The sequence below is a fragment of the Exiguobacterium profundum genome, from assembly GCF_001909285.1.
GTDB lineage: Bacteria > Bacillota > Bacilli > Exiguobacteriales > Exiguobacteriaceae > Exiguobacterium > Exiguobacterium profundum.
Genome location: NZ_MRSV01000001.1, coordinates 1,822,941 through 1,837,292, shown reverse-complemented (window position 1 = coordinate 1,837,292; position 14,352 = coordinate 1,822,941). Strand labels below are relative to the sequence as shown.

Genomic DNA, 14,352 nt, shown 5'->3' with positions numbered 1-14,352 from the left:
GTTACATCACTTCCTCAATCGCTTTAGTCACATGTTCATTGGCGATGATCGAATCATCTTCTTGGAGTCCGAAGGCGACGTTCTCCTCAATCCATTCACGACGGTGCGTGACATTGTCGCCCATCAGGACAGACACACGCTTATCCGCAACGGCCGCATCGTCGACTGTGACACGGATGAGTGTACGAGTGTCCGGGTTCATCGTCGTCTCCCATAACTGGTCCGCGTTCATCTCGCCAAGACCTTTGTAGCGTTGGAGGATATAGCCTTTCTTATACACTTTGACGAGCTTCTCGAGTGCCTCTTCGTCCCAGGCATAGTCGAACTGTTCGGACTTGCCCTTCCCTTTTGAGATGCGATAGAGCGGTGGCAAGGCAACGAACACGCGGCCTGCCTCGACGAGCGGTCGCATATAACGGAAGAAGAACGTGAGGAGGAGCACCTGGATGTGTGCACCGTCCGTGTCGGCATCCGTCATGATGATGACCTTGTCGAAGTTGCAGTCGTCCAAATCAAAATCGTGACCGACCCCGGCGCCGATTGCATGGATGATCGTGTTGATCTCTTCGTTTTTCATGATGTCCTGGAGTTTCGACTTCTCCGAGTTGATGACCTTCCCGCGCAACGGCAGGATAGCCTGGAACGTACGGTCCCGCCCTTGTTTGGCTGAACCACCGGCCGAGTCACCCTCGACGAGAAAGAGCTCGTTCTTAGCTGCATTCTTTGACGTCGCAGGCGTCAATTTTCCGTTCAAGATGCTCGAACGTTTCTTTTTCTTCCCGTTACGGGCCTCTTCCCGTGCCTTGCGGGCCGCCTCGCGAGCCTGTGCCGCACGAATCGCCTTCTTGATGAGCATCGTTGCCATCTGAGGGTTCTCTTCTAGGAAGATCGTCAACTGTTTCGCCATGACGCTGTCAGCGCTCGCACGTGCCTCCGGTGACCCGAGTTTCGACTTCGTCTGCCCCTCGAACTGGAGGAATTCCTCCGGGATCCGGACCGACACGATGAGCGTGAGTCCCTCACGGACGTCGCCGCCGTCGAGATTTTTATCTTTCTCTTTGAGTAAACCGTTCTTCCGTGCATATTCGTTCATGATTCGGGTCATCGCCGTCTTGGCACCGACCTCGTGCGTTCCACCATCGCGTGTCCGGACGTTGTTGACGAACGAGAGCACATTTTCGGAATAGGCGTCCGTGAACTGAAACGCGAGTTCGATCTCGATCTCATTCTCGACCCCTTCGAAATAGACGATTGGGTGGAGTGTCGCCTTATCGTCGTTCAAGTATTGGACGAACTCGGCAATCCCTTCCTCGTAATGGAACGTCTCTTGCTTCTCCGTACGCTCATCAGTGAGCGTGATCGTCAATCCTTTTAAGAGGAAAGCCGATTCACGGAGGCGTTCGGCGAGCGTGTCATAGTTATACGTCGTCGTTGAGAAGATGGTCGCATCCGGTTTGAAATAGACACTCGTGCCGGTTTGGCGTGTCTTGCCTGTCTCAATCAGTGTCGTTTGAGGCACACCGCCGTCTGCAAAGGTCTGTTCGAACACTTTTCCGTCACGATAAATCGTCACGACGACCTTGCTTGATAGGGCGTTGACGACCGAAGCACCGACGCCGTGGAGTCCACCAGACGTCTTGTATCCGCCTTGTCCGAACTTTCCTCCAGCGTGAAGGACCGTAAAAATGACTTCTGGGGTAGGCTTTCCAGAGGCGTGCATTCCTGTCGGCATCCCGCGGCCGTGGTCACGGACCGTGATGGCATCGTCCTTATGAATCGTCACATCGATTTGACCGCCGAACCCGGCGAGCGCCTCATCGATTGCGTTGTCGACGATCTCATAGACGAGATGGTGAAGTCCGCGATGGTCGGTTGACCCGATGTACATCCCCGGTCGTTTCCGCACGGCCGTGAGTCCTTCGAGCACCTGGATGGCGTCTTCATTGTAATTAAATAGATCTGTTGACATAGCAGTCACCTCAATTTCGAACACACGTTCGTTTTTCTTTTTTATTGTATAGCTGTTCATCGATTCTGGCAAGCCTCCCTTGTCAGCCATCGCTGAAAAAAAGGAGACCTACCAAGGAGGTAGGTCTTATCCGAGTAGACGAGCATGCTCCACGTACAGGCAGCGGTTCTCGATATAATCGAGCCCGGCGTCACGCACGATTTGCTCCGCCTCAGCACTTGAGAGACCGAGCTGGTTGAAGACGAGCCCGACATCCCCATGTCGTACCGCATCTTCCGCGACGCCCGCTAAAAATTCGCTGCGACGGAACACGTCGACGATATCGATTCTACCCGGGATGCTCTCGACGGACGGATACGCCTTACGGCCGTTCCACTCCTCGAGCATCGGGTTGACAGGGATGACGGTATACCCGACACGAAGCAAATACTCCGCAATCTGGTTGGCCGTCTTGTTCGGGTTGTCGGACACACCGACGACCGCGATGGTCTTCGCTTCAGACAAAAGTTGCTTCAAACGCTGATCATCCATCCAAAATCCCCCTTTGGTTTACGTTTACAGTGTAACGTTACCTTCCTTCCTGTTTCAAGTCTTATTTTCATCATAAGGTATAATGACTCAACATTACAATTTCAAGACAAACCAATATGGTTTACATAACAAATTATTGTCTACCATTTATTTTGCTATAAAATCAATCGGTCGATTAACCACTCGATTGAGATACAATCACGCAATTCATGTACATTGCGTGAAATATCTATTTCACGCAATAATACATACGAGATAAGAGCGTTTTTTGAATCCGTTTTTCGGACATTTATATAAATTTGTTCATTGTTTCGTTATACTAAAAGAAAGGAGGTGTGCGATGGGAACAACCTATGAAACTCGTCGAGGAACACTATATAATGAACGTATTACTTTTTACGGCAACGTTATCGCCTGGTTGGTTCACTTCCTATTTTGCATCTTGTTTTATCGTCTGGATTTGACTCTCTTATTCCTATCAAATGGCTTGAGTGTGATCTACTACACGATTTCATTCTATTTTGTACATAAAAGGTGGTACGGAATTTTCTTTGCCGGACTTTTTATCGAAGTCGTTTACAACGCCGTCATCTCGACCGTTATACTCGGCTGGGAGATCAACATGCATTATTTTATCCTCATGATGGCATACGGTGTCTTTTTCATGCCAAGCGTATCAAGAGGCCAACGCATCTTCACCACGGCCATTGCCATGCTGATTTATAGCCTTCTATTCATCTATGTATCTGACGGCATCGAGACCTTACCGATACAGATAGAACAAGCGCTCGGACTCTTTTGTATCCTATCGACCGTGATGATGATTGCAGGGCTCTCCTTTGTCTTTGAGTCAGCCGTTGTCGAAGTGACAGATGAACTCGAACAATCTAATGAGCGGTTGCAAATTCTCGCCTCGACGGATGGATTGACCGGACTATTGAACCGAAAAGTCGGGCATGAACAGGTTTCCAAAGCAATCGACAAAGCCGCTCATGAAGGCATTCCATACGCACTCGTCCTCGGTGACATTGATCGATTCAAATCATTTAACGAGACTTACGGACATGATTGTGGGGACCGGGTGCTACAACAAGTCGCCAGCATCCTATCCGACGTCGACGGCATTGTAGTCCGATGGGGAGGCGAGGAATTCCTGATTTTCTTTTCGAGTCCATGCGATAACTTCCTTACAATCGCCGAACAATTGAGACAGCAAATCGAATCAATCCCTCTCTATTACGCAGGGGAAAGACTTCAGGTCACAATGACATTCGGACTTGCGGTTCGTACTGGTCACGATACGGTAGAAGAGATTATAAAAGAGGCAGATGACTTCCTTCGTGAAGGGAAGCGCAACGGAAAGAATCAAGTGAGAACCACATGAAGAAAGGGGCATTCCATGAGTATTTTCGGTCAACTTGGACAGCGGCAGACACCGACGACGACGAAACGCTTCGAGTTGAACGGGTTGCACCGACTACCCGCATTCATCCAACAGTTTTTTCATTTTTTTGCAGCAAAGCACTACTCCAAACAGACGGCCCAACGCTATGTGTATGATGTTTTAGATTTCTTTCGTTGGGTCGAGCGCGTGAGCGGTACCGAGTTAGAGTCTGAAACGATTGACTTGGCATCATTCACAGAGATTGACCATGCCGGTGCAGAAGCGTATGCGACTTATCTTGCCCTCGATCTCGAAAACGCTCCAAGCGTCATCAATCGGAAGCTCTCAACGTTACAGTCACTCTTCAATTACTTAATCGAGACCAATCAAGCGACGGTGAATCCCTTTCAAACCGTGGAACGTCCGAAGCGCGGCAAACGGAATCCCGTTTATTTGACGGAATCGGAATGGCTCGATTTCTCGACGCTTGTACGTAGCAACGTCGGCATGACGAATCGCGAGTCGAGTTGGTACGAACTGAATCGTGCACGTGATTTTTTAATCATACAGTTACTCGGACTAACAGGTATGCGCGTATCCGAGCTTGTCGGACTCAATTGGTCCGATATCAATCTCGAGACCGGGACGATTCGGGTCATCGGTAAAGGGAACAAGGAACGATTGATCCCAATTGCAAAGCCACTTCTTCCGCTCCTCTCTGAATATCGCCACGCGTCGAGCGAAGGTGCGGTGTTCCAAAATGAGAAGGGAAATCGAATCGCTGTACGAACGGTTCAACATATGTTGAAAGGTCATATTGACCGTTTGAAGCATTACCTTCCGTTCTTGAGCTATAAGCAGGTGACGCCGCATAAGTTGCGTCACACCTTCGCCTCACGTCTCGCGATGGGTGGGGTCGATGTGCTCACGATTCAGCAGCTTCTCGGACATGAATCTGTAGCAACGACACAAGTCTATGCCCATATCGGAGACGAACGGAAAAAACACGCAATATCAGGTTTACAATAATATGTTATGTAAACTATATAACCAAATATAACCACCACCTATATGATGGGTGGTGGTTATATTTATATGCTAGACATTGACAATATCAATATGGCATCATCGATGACCATAAAATAGGCATTGTCATAAGTGAGACGTTCTTCCGATTCTAAATCGAAGATCACGACACCGCTCGTTAGCCCTTCCGAATATTCATGGACGAGATAGCGGTGACCGATGACGCGTTCGAACGGTTCCACGTCGATATAACGCGCACCGGTTGCTAGGTCGATGACTTCTGAGTGCATATCAGTCTCATCGACTTTGATGAAAATCGTCGAACTAATATCATCGTATGTGAAATCAATCGGTTCATAGGCACCCCAATCGACGACCGATACTTCATGCAAGACATCGGGAGCCGTCAAATCATAGATGACTTCCTTATTTAACGAGTCAACAAAAGCGGAGAATCGAAGCGTCCCTTCATTTTCTCCGAGATATTGAACCGTGTCCCCTTCCCCTTGAAGACGAAGGACATCATCGAATGGCAATTCGTCCCGATGATCCCATATCGCCTCGACTGCCTCTTCAAGTGGGCAAATCAATAGTGCCTCGGAATGGTCAATCGGGTCGTCAGGAGAGATGCGCCCATCATCGAGTGCATTATAATAGTCAAACTCATCGAGTCTTGCGTTACAGACGATGTATGGAGCACCAGCGAATGTGGTCGTAAACAAATATAATTCTCGGAATCGTTCCGTCTTACCGACGAGGCGCTCATCTCGAATACGCTCCCGTTGATTGGTCACCCGGTCATAAAGCCATGCTTCATCCGATGATTAAAAAGCCGTCAAAAAGAGGAAGTAACGATGATCCAATACCCAGAACAATGTGCTATTCCCACGCTTCTCAAACGTCGTGACAACTTCTTCGGTGCCTGACTTGTAAGAGAAGGCAATCAATTCTGTCTTGACTACCCCTTCACCGTCTGGAACCTCATTTATAAAGTAGACGATGTCTCCATCGACGAAAAGCTTGGGATAACCATAATCCGCGTACTCCCTTCGGTTCAATTGTGTGATCACACCGTCCTCTTCGTCAAAGCGATAGAGCGAGAATGTCGTTCGATCCATCTTCTCGCGATAGTAGACAGAGGAAGGGGTAATGGCGATCACATCTTCATGATCGATTGGCATGGCTCGTGCATCAACGATTCTCATAAAGCACCTCTCTCTTGTCCGGATTCAGCGGGTTCGACTGTAACAAGCCCAGGTGGTCGTTTCGGGAACGTGATACGAAGATGAGCATATTCAATCACATCCTGATGCGGATGATTCTTGTCGATCCAGCGAATCCGTTGTTGATTCGCGAGAGCATGTCCAATCTTTTCTTCCATTTGGAATTTGGAGATGTCACGAAACGCGACTTCTTGAATGTACGTCTCTTCATCGGTCTCAAACTGTTGCCAGATCCCCATGATCAATTGACCGAGGGCTGAGACACGCCGTTCAGGGAGCGTGATTGTCCCTAGTGTTCGACTCACTTCCTTCAGACACTCGTTCGGGTCGTCCGAGGCGGCAAATAGTCGTTTTGCCGTATTGTTCATGACGCGATAGCGACGTTTCCCACTTTCGAGCCTGAGCACCTGCGCGTACGGTTCAACCGATACACCATGAAAAAAGGTTTCGGTCCCACCCCATGCGAATCCAAACGACGGATCGAACTTCCGGATTGTCTGCATGAAGGACATCATAAAGTCCTCGACTTCTCGCCTTTCGAGTCGAAGCCATTCGGCCAGGGCGAGGGTTCCTTTCTCTTTCGAAATCCGATCCACCGGGAAGAAGAGCTCACCATCCGATAGACGATGAGGTTTCAATTCGACACCGTCCGCACGATAATCGGTCGACGGCCTCCCCCCTCTCCCTGCGTATATAACCCACTCATCCTCTGTGCTTTCGATGGCATAGGCTTGATGTGCCCATGGCGGCGTCACGTATAAGGCTGGATACTCTTCAAAGGTGTCAAGGTGAATGTACGACCGGTCATTCCAAAGGTGGGCGACGAGACGCACGACCTCCCCTGTCTCCGAATCTTTCGGGGCGATGTAATTTCCCGTATCCCCGATAAACGTCAAGATATGAAAACCATATCCGTTATAAAGGTGACGCACAATCCGTTCAAAGACGGCGGTCACCATTCGTTCAAATAACGGATGGTCTTCATTCCGATCGAGCGTTGGCGAATCGACCGTACACATGAGCCAACCCATCCGCTCATATAAACGGACTCGGAGCGGATAAGAGATCAATGGAGAAGAACTCGCAAGAATCTCAGTCAAGCGGATATTGGACATGTTTTCGACTTGCAAGGTGAAGCCGCTACGCCTTAACTGTTCCTCCATCTTTTTCTTCCAGTTGATCGTCTCCATCCCATCCACTCACTTTCTTTCATCATCTCATTGTGAATTTTTCCCGATTCTCGTTTTACACAAACGCTTTTCGCTTCATTTGCGCGCTCAGCCGATGAATCGCCTCGTCCAACAGTTCACGACGAGTCCCGATATTCATCCGTTCGAACGCTTCACCTTGAGGACCGAACGGACCACCCGGTGACAAGAAGATCCGAACCTCATGATGAAGCCATGACTTCCGCTCCTCGGCAGACATCGGTAACTCCGAGAAATCGAGCCAAAGCAGATAACTCGCTTCCGGACGGCTCGTATGGAGCATCGGAAGGTTTGATTCGATGGAATCGATCACGTCATTCATTTGTTGCTCCAATTCTTCTCGCAACTGGTCGAGCCAACGTTCCGCGCGGTTATCGGTATACGCGGCGATGATAGCCGTGTTCGCGAACGGTGTCGGGAGCACATGATGTTTGTTCTGTACTTTCGTGATTTGCTTCCGCCACTCATCGACCGGACAAATGATGTAGGACGCAAATAATCCGGCGATGTTAAATGCTTTTGAGGGCGCACTTACCGTGATGATACGCGAGTCGAGTGTGCCGATTGCGGTATGTTTATGAGACGGGAATGTCAAATCTGCATGAATCTCGTCAGCGACGACAATCACCTCATATTGATCCGCGAGTGCTACGACCTTTTCTAGTTCCGCTCTCGTCCAGACACGCCCAACTGGATTATGTGGGGAACAGAGTAGGAAGAGTTTCGCTTGTTTCATCGCTTCCTCGAGTGCGACAAAATCCATCTCGTAGCGCTCGTCAATTTTTTTCAACGGGGCATCGAACACTTGTCGCTTGGAACCGACAACGAGTTCGTGGAATGGTGGATAGACAGGTGACTGGATGACGACGCCATCTCCGACTTCAGTCAACGCCTCGACGATATGCGTCAAAGCAGGCACGACACCGCTAGAGAATAACACATGGTTCGGGTCAACAATTAAATCGTGACGTCGGCCGTACCAATCGCTCACCGCTGTTTGCGCTTCAGCTGCGAACAATGTATACCCGAATTCCCCTTGAGCGGCTTTTATAGCGAGCGCCTCGGAGATGGACGGTGCAGTACGGATGTCGATATCCGCTACCCATAGCGGTAACATATCTTCTGACAAATGGAACCATCGCTCCAACCCATCCCACTTCACTGAATTCGTACCTTTACGTTCAAGTTGTTGTTGTAAAATTGATTTCATGTTCATCCCTCCTACTCTTACTGTATCAAAGTTGATTCGACTACGTGCCAAAAAAAGCATGGCAGTTTTTTGCCGACTTCGTTATACTCTATCGAGATAAGAAAGGAGGCACATCAATGCGTGTTACCGTCATTCGAAACAAACGAAGAAAAAGAGCTGCCTTTTATGTCACACCGGAAGGAATCGAACTCCGAGTCCCGGCTCGATTACCAAAACGTCTCGTCGACCGCGCACTAGAAGAGCACGACACATGGATTCGTGAGACGTTGCAGAATCTTCCTCAACAGATGTCCGTTCTTGATCGCGGACTTGTGCTTCACGGAGAGCATTACCCGGTCAGAAGAGACAGCGGGCGGACGCTTCGGCATGACGGCACGTCTTTTTGGGTTCCGGAAGCATGGGACGACGCTACACTCTGGAAACAGTATGAGATTTGGCTTCGTGAACGTGCCTTACACTATGCGATCGAGCGGGCACCAATTTATGAAAAGATCTTAGGCGTTAAAGCGAAAAAGATTCGTATCGGTCACCAAAAGACACGCTGGGGATCATGTAGTTCGAATGGAACCATCTCCATTAATGTTCGCCTCATGCTGGCGCCAAAAGAGATGATGGACTACGTCATCGCTCACGAATGGGTGCATCTCGTTCACTTCGATCACTCCCCTTCTTTTTGGAGCACGTTACAAACGATCTATCCGAATACCGCTACAGCGAAAGATTGGTTGAAACGACACGGACATACGTTACGACTCAAAAAAACCGACTGACCCCGTGTAGGGTCAATCGGTTCACAGGTTGGATGTAAATGTGTCGGCCGTATCATGTAACTCGGCTGCTGCCTGCTCGAACGTATGGAATCGCTCCATCGTCTGTTCCATCGTTTTTGCACTTAACTGAATCTCTTGATTGGACGCAGTGACACCTTCTACAATTTTCCGAAGCTCGACGTTCATCCCTTCCGTGTTCGAGTTGACGTCGATGACCGCACGTTCAACCATACGGGAGAGGTTGCGGACCTCAGTCGCAACCACATTAAATCCAAGCCCGTGTTCACCTGCTCGTGCCGCTTCGATGGCAGCATTCAGGGACAATAGATTCGTTTGTGCCGCAATCTCTTTGATCGACGAGGCAATTTTCGCGATGTCATCGGCTTGACGACGCAAGTTCTGAAGGGCATGGAGGTTGTCCGCGGCATCTTTTGCAAGCTTTTCAATCGTTTCATTCAATACTTTCGTGTCTTGCATGCCTGTCTTTGCCCGTTCGTCGAGCACATCGGTCATCGATTTAAAGCGATACGCATAATCCTCAATCACTTGTTGCCGTGCGGTGATGTCCGATGCGATCTTGACGACACCGATGACATCATCTCCTTCAAAAATCGGCATATACGTCGCCTCGAGCCAAATGGTTTCCCCTTTTGCATTCTCACGCTCCACTTTATCCGAGAAACTGAAACCATTCCATAATTTCTCCCAAAATGCCGAATACTCTGGACTATTGACAAAGGAAGAAGGGCAGAACAAGTGATGCTGCATGCCAATCATCTCCTCGCGTCTATATTTCATTGCTTTCGCAAACGTATCGTTCACATCGACGACCCGGCGTTGACGGTCGAATCGAATCATCGCCATATTCGTTACAAAGGATTGAAAAACGTCTGCAGATTGAATTCCTTTTTGGTTCAAAGTACTCATTATAGATAGCAACCTTTCTTATTCTTAGGATGTTCGTACTAAATCGTGAATTTCAGTGTAACGTATCCCATAACATTCCATTACTCTCTTTTTATACAGAAGGTCAATATCTTGGGTTTGAAGTATTTACCAAATAAAAAGACGCCGAGGGGCGCCTTTCACTCATCTAAATCAGGGAAATAGGAGAAAAACGTTTCCGCCCCTGCACTGCTCAGTTTGAACGTTTGGTTTCGTGTTTCATCCGTCACATAGACATCTACTTTTTTTTACCGTTTCTGGAAGCTTAACTGAAATTCTTGCCCTTTCCATCCATCTATGATGGTGAGAAGGGGATAGTCCCCCACTTCTCCAGCTCGATCCACCGGTTCTGCCTCCTTAAATGCGTTCATCAAATCAGACATGTCGATGCCAGCCGCACGCAATGTATCCGGATAATTCAATGTGGCCTCCGCATCTAACGGTTTTTTATGGAGAAAGAAAAACGGACCTCGCGGAACGGAAGGATTTGCAATGAGTCCTGCTTCAGTGGATTCTTTAATGGAATCTTTCGTGGCAAACTCGCCCTTCGTGTACGTCAAGCTGACTTCTTCTTTCACACGCTTCCCATTTTTTTTGTATGAGAATATGTAAAGAGGTGTCTTAACCCCCGGCTCTAATGTATCCGTCTGGAGGACCCGTTCGACTTGTAATCCTTCGAACTGGATGGGGACATGTGCGCCGTCTTTCTCATCCCATACAAGGAAAGGTTGAATAGATGTCGTACCGTTCGTAGTTTCGAAGTAAAAGTGAGCGGCTTTCAATTTGTCATTATATCCGAGTGCAATCTTTGCGGTTCCCATTTGCGCATTATATGGTTCAATGGTCGAGATGGGAAAGATTCCTTCCTGTTCACCTACTGTTAACGCAATCGCGCCATTCAAAGGAGAGGTCAAATGAATCATCGTGTCTTCGAACAGGTTGATGGGCATCCCAAGGTACTCGGATGGGTCACTCTGTTCTGCGACGTGTTCTTCCTCTTTCGTACCCGCTTTCATCTTCGGGACGCTCGGGACTTTGATACCCGCTGATAAATCGAGGAAGTCCGGTAGTTCATCAATCTTCCCTAATTTCATGTTGGAATAGTCTCCATCATAGCAAATGGTGTAGTTTTCTTTTCCTTTCAAGAAAGTCACCAATTTATATGAGCTCGGATCATAATCTGATATCATGACTTTCCGATTCACCGCATATGAATTGAAAACCGTTACATCCCCCTCGATCTGAGTGAGCGGTTCACCCGTACAAGCGCCGAGAATTGCAGTCGACCACGTCTCCGACTCGGCATCCATCTGATTCGAATACAAATCGCCCACGTTCCATTGCTCAGGCATATAGTCCAACTTTACGACATCCATCTGTTCTCCAGCACAACCCGACAAAATCCCGACTGTGCTTAACATCAATAGCATTCGTTTCATCATGACTCTTTCACCTCCGGAAATAGATCCAAGAACCGTTCCGCTCCTTTGCTTGATAATTTGAATGTTTGATCGCGGAGCGGGTCCGTCAGATAGACATCGATTTTTTTGTTTCGTTCCTTGAAACTTAACTGAAATTCTTGAGCACCCCAACCATCGATGATCGTGAGACGCGAATAGTCAGTCACATCTCCAGCACGTTTGACAGGTATTGCGTCATCAATCGCATTCATCAGATCTGATATGTCGTTCTCTTCAGCCATTAGCACGTTTGGGTACTGAATATCGAGCGCACCGTTTAATGGCTTCTCATGAACATAAACGAATGGACCATTTGAATGGCTAGCGTTTTGAACAGGATCATGTGTCGAAAATTCACCATTCAAATAAGTTAAACTGATCTCCTCATTCACACGTTTCCCATCTTCAATGAAGGAGAACGTGTAGAGAGGCGTCTTGACACCAGGTTTAAGAATGTCTTCCCGAAGTACCTGTTCTACTTGTAGCCCTTCGAATTGAATCGACATGTGTTTATGTTCTTTTTCATTCCACACGACTAAAGGAAGTATGGTCGTCAATCCATCTTCTTTCTCATAATAAAAATACGCTTCTTTCGATTGTTCGTCATACCCAAGCGCGATTCCTACTTCTTCCGATTGGGCACTAAATGGCTCTAAATGTGAAATGGGGAACAGTCCTTGTTGATCTCCAATCGTTAAATCGATTTGGCCATATAATGAGGGTGTCACATGAATCATCGTCCCCTCGAGGAGACGGACGGGCATAGGATAGTAATGACCTTGGTCTTTCTGTTCCATTTGTTTCAATTCTTCATGTGTACCCGTGCGAATCGTTGGCGTACTCAAGATGTCGGTCCCTTCTTCCGTATGAACGAAGTAAGGGAATTCATCTATCTCTTCCGCCCTGATTTGTTCAGAAGCACTGTCATAGCAAACAGCGTATGGTTGATTTCCTTCCATATACATCACGATTTTATGTGCATCATCGAATTTTCGATTCAATTCATACGAGCGATAGACGGTGACGTCCTCTTCGATTCGTGAAATTGCATTCCCGGAACACGTATCGAGTAAATCAGGAGTCCACTTCACCGACTTGGCATCCATATGACCTGATTGAAGATCTTTCACATTCCAATGCTCCGATATGTAATCTAGCTTTACGACATCCATCTGTTCATCATCACAACCTGTCATCAAACCAATACAGCAAATGAATATAAGGATTCGCTTCATAATGTTTCCCTTAGGCGCGGAAATATGTCTAAGAACGATTCCGCTCCTTCGCTCGATAATTTAAATGTTTGATCGCGGAGCGGGTCCGTTAAATAGATATCAATTTTTTTCGAACGTTTTTGATAGCTGATTTCGAACTCTTGACCCTTCCAACCGTCTGTTAAAGTCAAATATCGATATTCTGAATCTTCTCCGCGGCGATCGACGGGGTCTGCCTCATTGATGATGTCGAACAATTCTTTCGCTTCCTCTTTCGTGGCCTCACTATACTCTGCGAATTCCATCGCCCCTCCATCGTATGGTTTGCGATGGACGATGACCTTTGGCCCGGCTTCTTCAACAGGCAACCAATCCTCAAACATCGGATCTGGTTCTTCTCCTTCTTTTAGAAACAAGCCAGGTGCGAATCGAATCGTCATCGTTTCGGTCACATGTTTCCCGTTTTTCAGATACGAGAAAGTATAGAACGGAGTTTCCTCTTCTTCGTTCAGTTCACGAGCTGTCGCGACAGTCTTGATCTCTAACTCGGAAAAGACCGTATTCTCTTTTGACTCCGGGTCCTCTAACTCATCGAACTCAATCGGAAGAGGCATGAAAAATTGACCGTCAAACGAGTAGAGAATATATGGACGAAACGTCTTTTTATCATATCCGATGGCAATCTGTTGATTCGGCATCTCAAATCCTCGCGGCTCGAACTGCGCAATCGGATAACGAATCACCTTGCCACCGAGTTTCATTTCAAGTTCGCCGTAGAGCGCCGGTTCGATTTCCAGTAACGTATGCGGGAACGAGGTGATGGAATTCCCGTCAAAATCCAATCCTTCTGCTTCCACCAACTTGTCTTGTAACGCAGAAGATGTCTGATGAATACGAGGGAGTCGTGGAAGTCGAATTCCGTCACTTGTATTCACAAAGTCTGGAAACGAGTCAATCGCTTCCGCCATCAGTTGATTGGTGTAGCTTTCACGACATACGGCATACCGTTCGTCACCTTCTAAGTACGTCACGACTTTCATCGTATATGGGGTCATTGCTGAAACAGGCTCGGTTCTCTCTGCAATCGCCGTTTGATATACCGTGATGTCACCCTTTAATTCGGTTGCACGCTCCCCTTCGCATGCAGCCAATACTTCTTTTGACTCATGAACTTTAATCATCTCTCCTTCTTTTGAATAGCTTTCCACGTTCCATTGATCCTCTATGTAATCTAGTTGAATGACTTCTATATTAGATGCCCCACAAGCGCTTAAAAATGAAGCACTAAGTAACATCATGATTCCTCTTTTGTACAAAATATCCCCTCCTATAATCTCATCATCCAATTTTACCATTATCTAACTATCCTATACGAAAAAAATCCGCTCACGTTTCATGAGCGGATGGTAGAA

13 protein-coding genes are annotated in these 14,352 nt (G+C 47.7%); 3 read left to right on the top strand and 10 right to left on the bottom strand.

The window, feature by feature from the left end; genetic code table 11:
- Position 1 precedes the first annotated feature (1 nt).
- Both parE and BBB58_RS09505 read right to left on the bottom strand, forming a co-directional pair.
- Complete coding sequence (parE, locus tag BBB58_RS09510) at positions 2-1,969, bottom strand: DNA topoisomerase IV subunit B (protein ID WP_074037925.1); 1,968 nt, start codon at positions 1,967-1,969, stop codon at positions 2-4.
- A 126-nt stretch (positions 1,970-2,095) separates the two neighbouring features.
- Positions 2,096-2,500, bottom strand: a complete 405-nt coding sequence (locus BBB58_RS09505; RefSeq protein ID WP_074037001.1) for a CoA-binding protein — start codon at positions 2,498-2,500, stop codon at positions 2,096-2,098.
- Positions 2,501-2,840: 340 nt separating this feature from the next.
- On the opposite strand from BBB58_RS09505, the gene BBB58_RS09500 reads away from it, so the two are divergent.
- Positions 2,841-3,884, top strand: coding sequence for a GGDEF domain-containing protein (locus tag BBB58_RS09500; protein ID WP_074037000.1), 1,044 nt, complete (start codon positions 2,841-2,843; stop codon positions 3,882-3,884).
- A gap of 15 nt (positions 3,885-3,899) precedes the next feature.
- The gene (locus BBB58_RS09495) at positions 3,900-4,913 is read left to right on the top strand and encodes a tyrosine-type recombinase/integrase (RefSeq protein ID WP_074036999.1); all 1,014 of its coding nucleotides are present in this window, start codon (positions 3,900-3,902) and stop codon (positions 4,911-4,913) included.
- Between the two features lie 62 nt (positions 4,914-4,975).
- Here BBB58_RS09495 and BBB58_RS15435 read toward each other — a convergent pair whose 3' ends face one another.
- The 4 genes from BBB58_RS15435 to BBB58_RS09480 are packed head-to-tail and all read right to left on the bottom strand — an operon-like array spanning position 4,976 to position 8,551.
- The gene (locus BBB58_RS15435) at positions 4,976-5,704 is read right to left on the bottom strand and encodes a hypothetical protein (protein ID WP_244150722.1); all 729 of its coding nucleotides are present in this window, start codon (positions 5,702-5,704) and stop codon (positions 4,976-4,978) included.
- A gap of 30 nt (positions 5,705-5,734) precedes the next feature.
- Positions 5,735-6,115: a hypothetical protein gene (locus BBB58_RS15430; RefSeq protein ID WP_244150721.1), complete on the bottom strand. Its 381-nt coding sequence runs from the start codon at positions 6,113-6,115 to the stop codon at positions 5,735-5,737.
- Positions 6,112-7,323, bottom strand: a complete 1,212-nt coding sequence (locus BBB58_RS09485) for a hypothetical protein (RefSeq protein WP_074036998.1) — start codon at positions 7,321-7,323, stop codon at positions 6,112-6,114. Before BBB58_RS09485 ends, BBB58_RS15430 begins: the two co-directional genes overlap by 4 nt.
- 55 nt (positions 7,324-7,378) lie before the next feature.
- Positions 7,379-8,551: a MalY/PatB family protein gene (locus tag BBB58_RS09480; protein WP_074036997.1), complete on the bottom strand. Its 1,173-nt coding sequence runs from the start codon at positions 8,549-8,551 to the stop codon at positions 7,379-7,381.
- Positions 8,552-8,667: 116 nt separating this feature from the next.
- Here BBB58_RS09480 and BBB58_RS09475 point away from each other — a divergent pair, with 116 nt between their 5' ends.
- The gene (locus BBB58_RS09475; RefSeq protein WP_074036996.1) at positions 8,668-9,321 is read left to right on the top strand and encodes a M48 family metallopeptidase; all 654 of its coding nucleotides are present in this window, start codon (positions 8,668-8,670) and stop codon (positions 9,319-9,321) included.
- A 21-nt stretch (positions 9,322-9,342) separates the two neighbouring features.
- On the opposite strand, the gene BBB58_RS15580 is transcribed toward BBB58_RS09475, so the two are convergent.
- The 4 genes from BBB58_RS15580 to BBB58_RS09455 form a co-directional block, all read right to left on the bottom strand.
- The gene (locus tag BBB58_RS15580) at positions 9,343-10,248 is read right to left on the bottom strand and encodes a methyl-accepting chemotaxis protein (protein ID WP_074036995.1); all 906 of its coding nucleotides are present in this window, start codon (positions 10,246-10,248) and stop codon (positions 9,343-9,345) included.
- 266 nt (positions 10,249-10,514) lie between these two features.
- A complete protein-coding gene (locus BBB58_RS09465; protein ID WP_074036994.1) occupies positions 10,515-11,708 on the bottom strand; it encodes a hypothetical protein in 1,194 nt (397 codons plus the stop codon).
- Entirely contained in the window at positions 11,705-12,961 is a 1,257-nt protein-coding gene (locus BBB58_RS09460; protein ID WP_074036993.1) for a hypothetical protein, read from the bottom strand. Before BBB58_RS09460 ends, BBB58_RS09465 begins: the two co-directional genes overlap by 4 nt.
- Complete coding sequence (locus BBB58_RS09455; RefSeq protein ID WP_074036992.1) at positions 12,958-14,256, bottom strand: hypothetical protein; 1,299 nt, start codon at positions 14,254-14,256, stop codon at positions 12,958-12,960. Before BBB58_RS09455 ends, BBB58_RS09460 begins: the two co-directional genes overlap by 4 nt.
- Positions 14,257-14,352 lie beyond the last annotated feature (96 nt).

What these genes read in the sequence shown, in the direction of transcription:
- parE (WP_074037925.1), bottom strand. Translation starts at nt 1,969, where the DNA reads ATGTCAACAGATCTATTTAATTACAATGAAGACGCCATCCAGGTGCTC.
- BBB58_RS09505 (WP_074037001.1), bottom strand. Translation starts at nt 2,500, where the DNA reads ATGGATGATCAGCGTTTGAAGCAACTTTTGTCTGAAGCGAAGACCATC.
- BBB58_RS09500 (WP_074037000.1), top strand. Translation starts at nt 2,841, where the DNA reads ATGGGAACAACCTATGAAACTCGTCGAGGAACACTATATAATGAACGT.
- BBB58_RS09495 (WP_074036999.1), top strand. Translation starts at nt 3,900, where the DNA reads ATGAGTATTTTCGGTCAACTTGGACAGCGGCAGACACCGACGACGACG.
- BBB58_RS15430 (WP_244150721.1), bottom strand. Translation starts at nt 6,115, where the DNA reads ATGAGAATCGTTGATGCACGAGCCATGCCAATCGATCATGAAGATGTG.
- BBB58_RS09485 (WP_074036998.1), bottom strand. Translation starts at nt 7,323, where the DNA reads ATGGAGACGATCAACTGGAAGAAAAAGATGGAGGAACAGTTAAGGCGT.
- BBB58_RS09480 (WP_074036997.1), bottom strand. Translation starts at nt 8,551, where the DNA reads ATGAAATCAATTTTACAACAACAACTTGAACGTAAAGGTACGAATTCA.
- BBB58_RS09475 (WP_074036996.1), top strand. Translation starts at nt 8,668, where the DNA reads ATGCGTGTTACCGTCATTCGAAACAAACGAAGAAAAAGAGCTGCCTTT.
- BBB58_RS15580 (WP_074036995.1), bottom strand. Translation starts at nt 10,248, where the DNA reads ATGAGTACTTTGAACCAAAAAGGAATTCAATCTGCAGACGTTTTTCAA.
- BBB58_RS09465 (WP_074036994.1), bottom strand. Translation starts at nt 11,708, where the DNA reads ATGATGAAACGAATGCTATTGATGTTAAGCACAGTCGGGATTTTGTCG.
- BBB58_RS09460 (WP_074036993.1), bottom strand. Translation starts at nt 12,961, where the DNA reads ATGAAGCGAATCCTTATATTCATTTGCTGTATTGGTTTGATGACAGGT.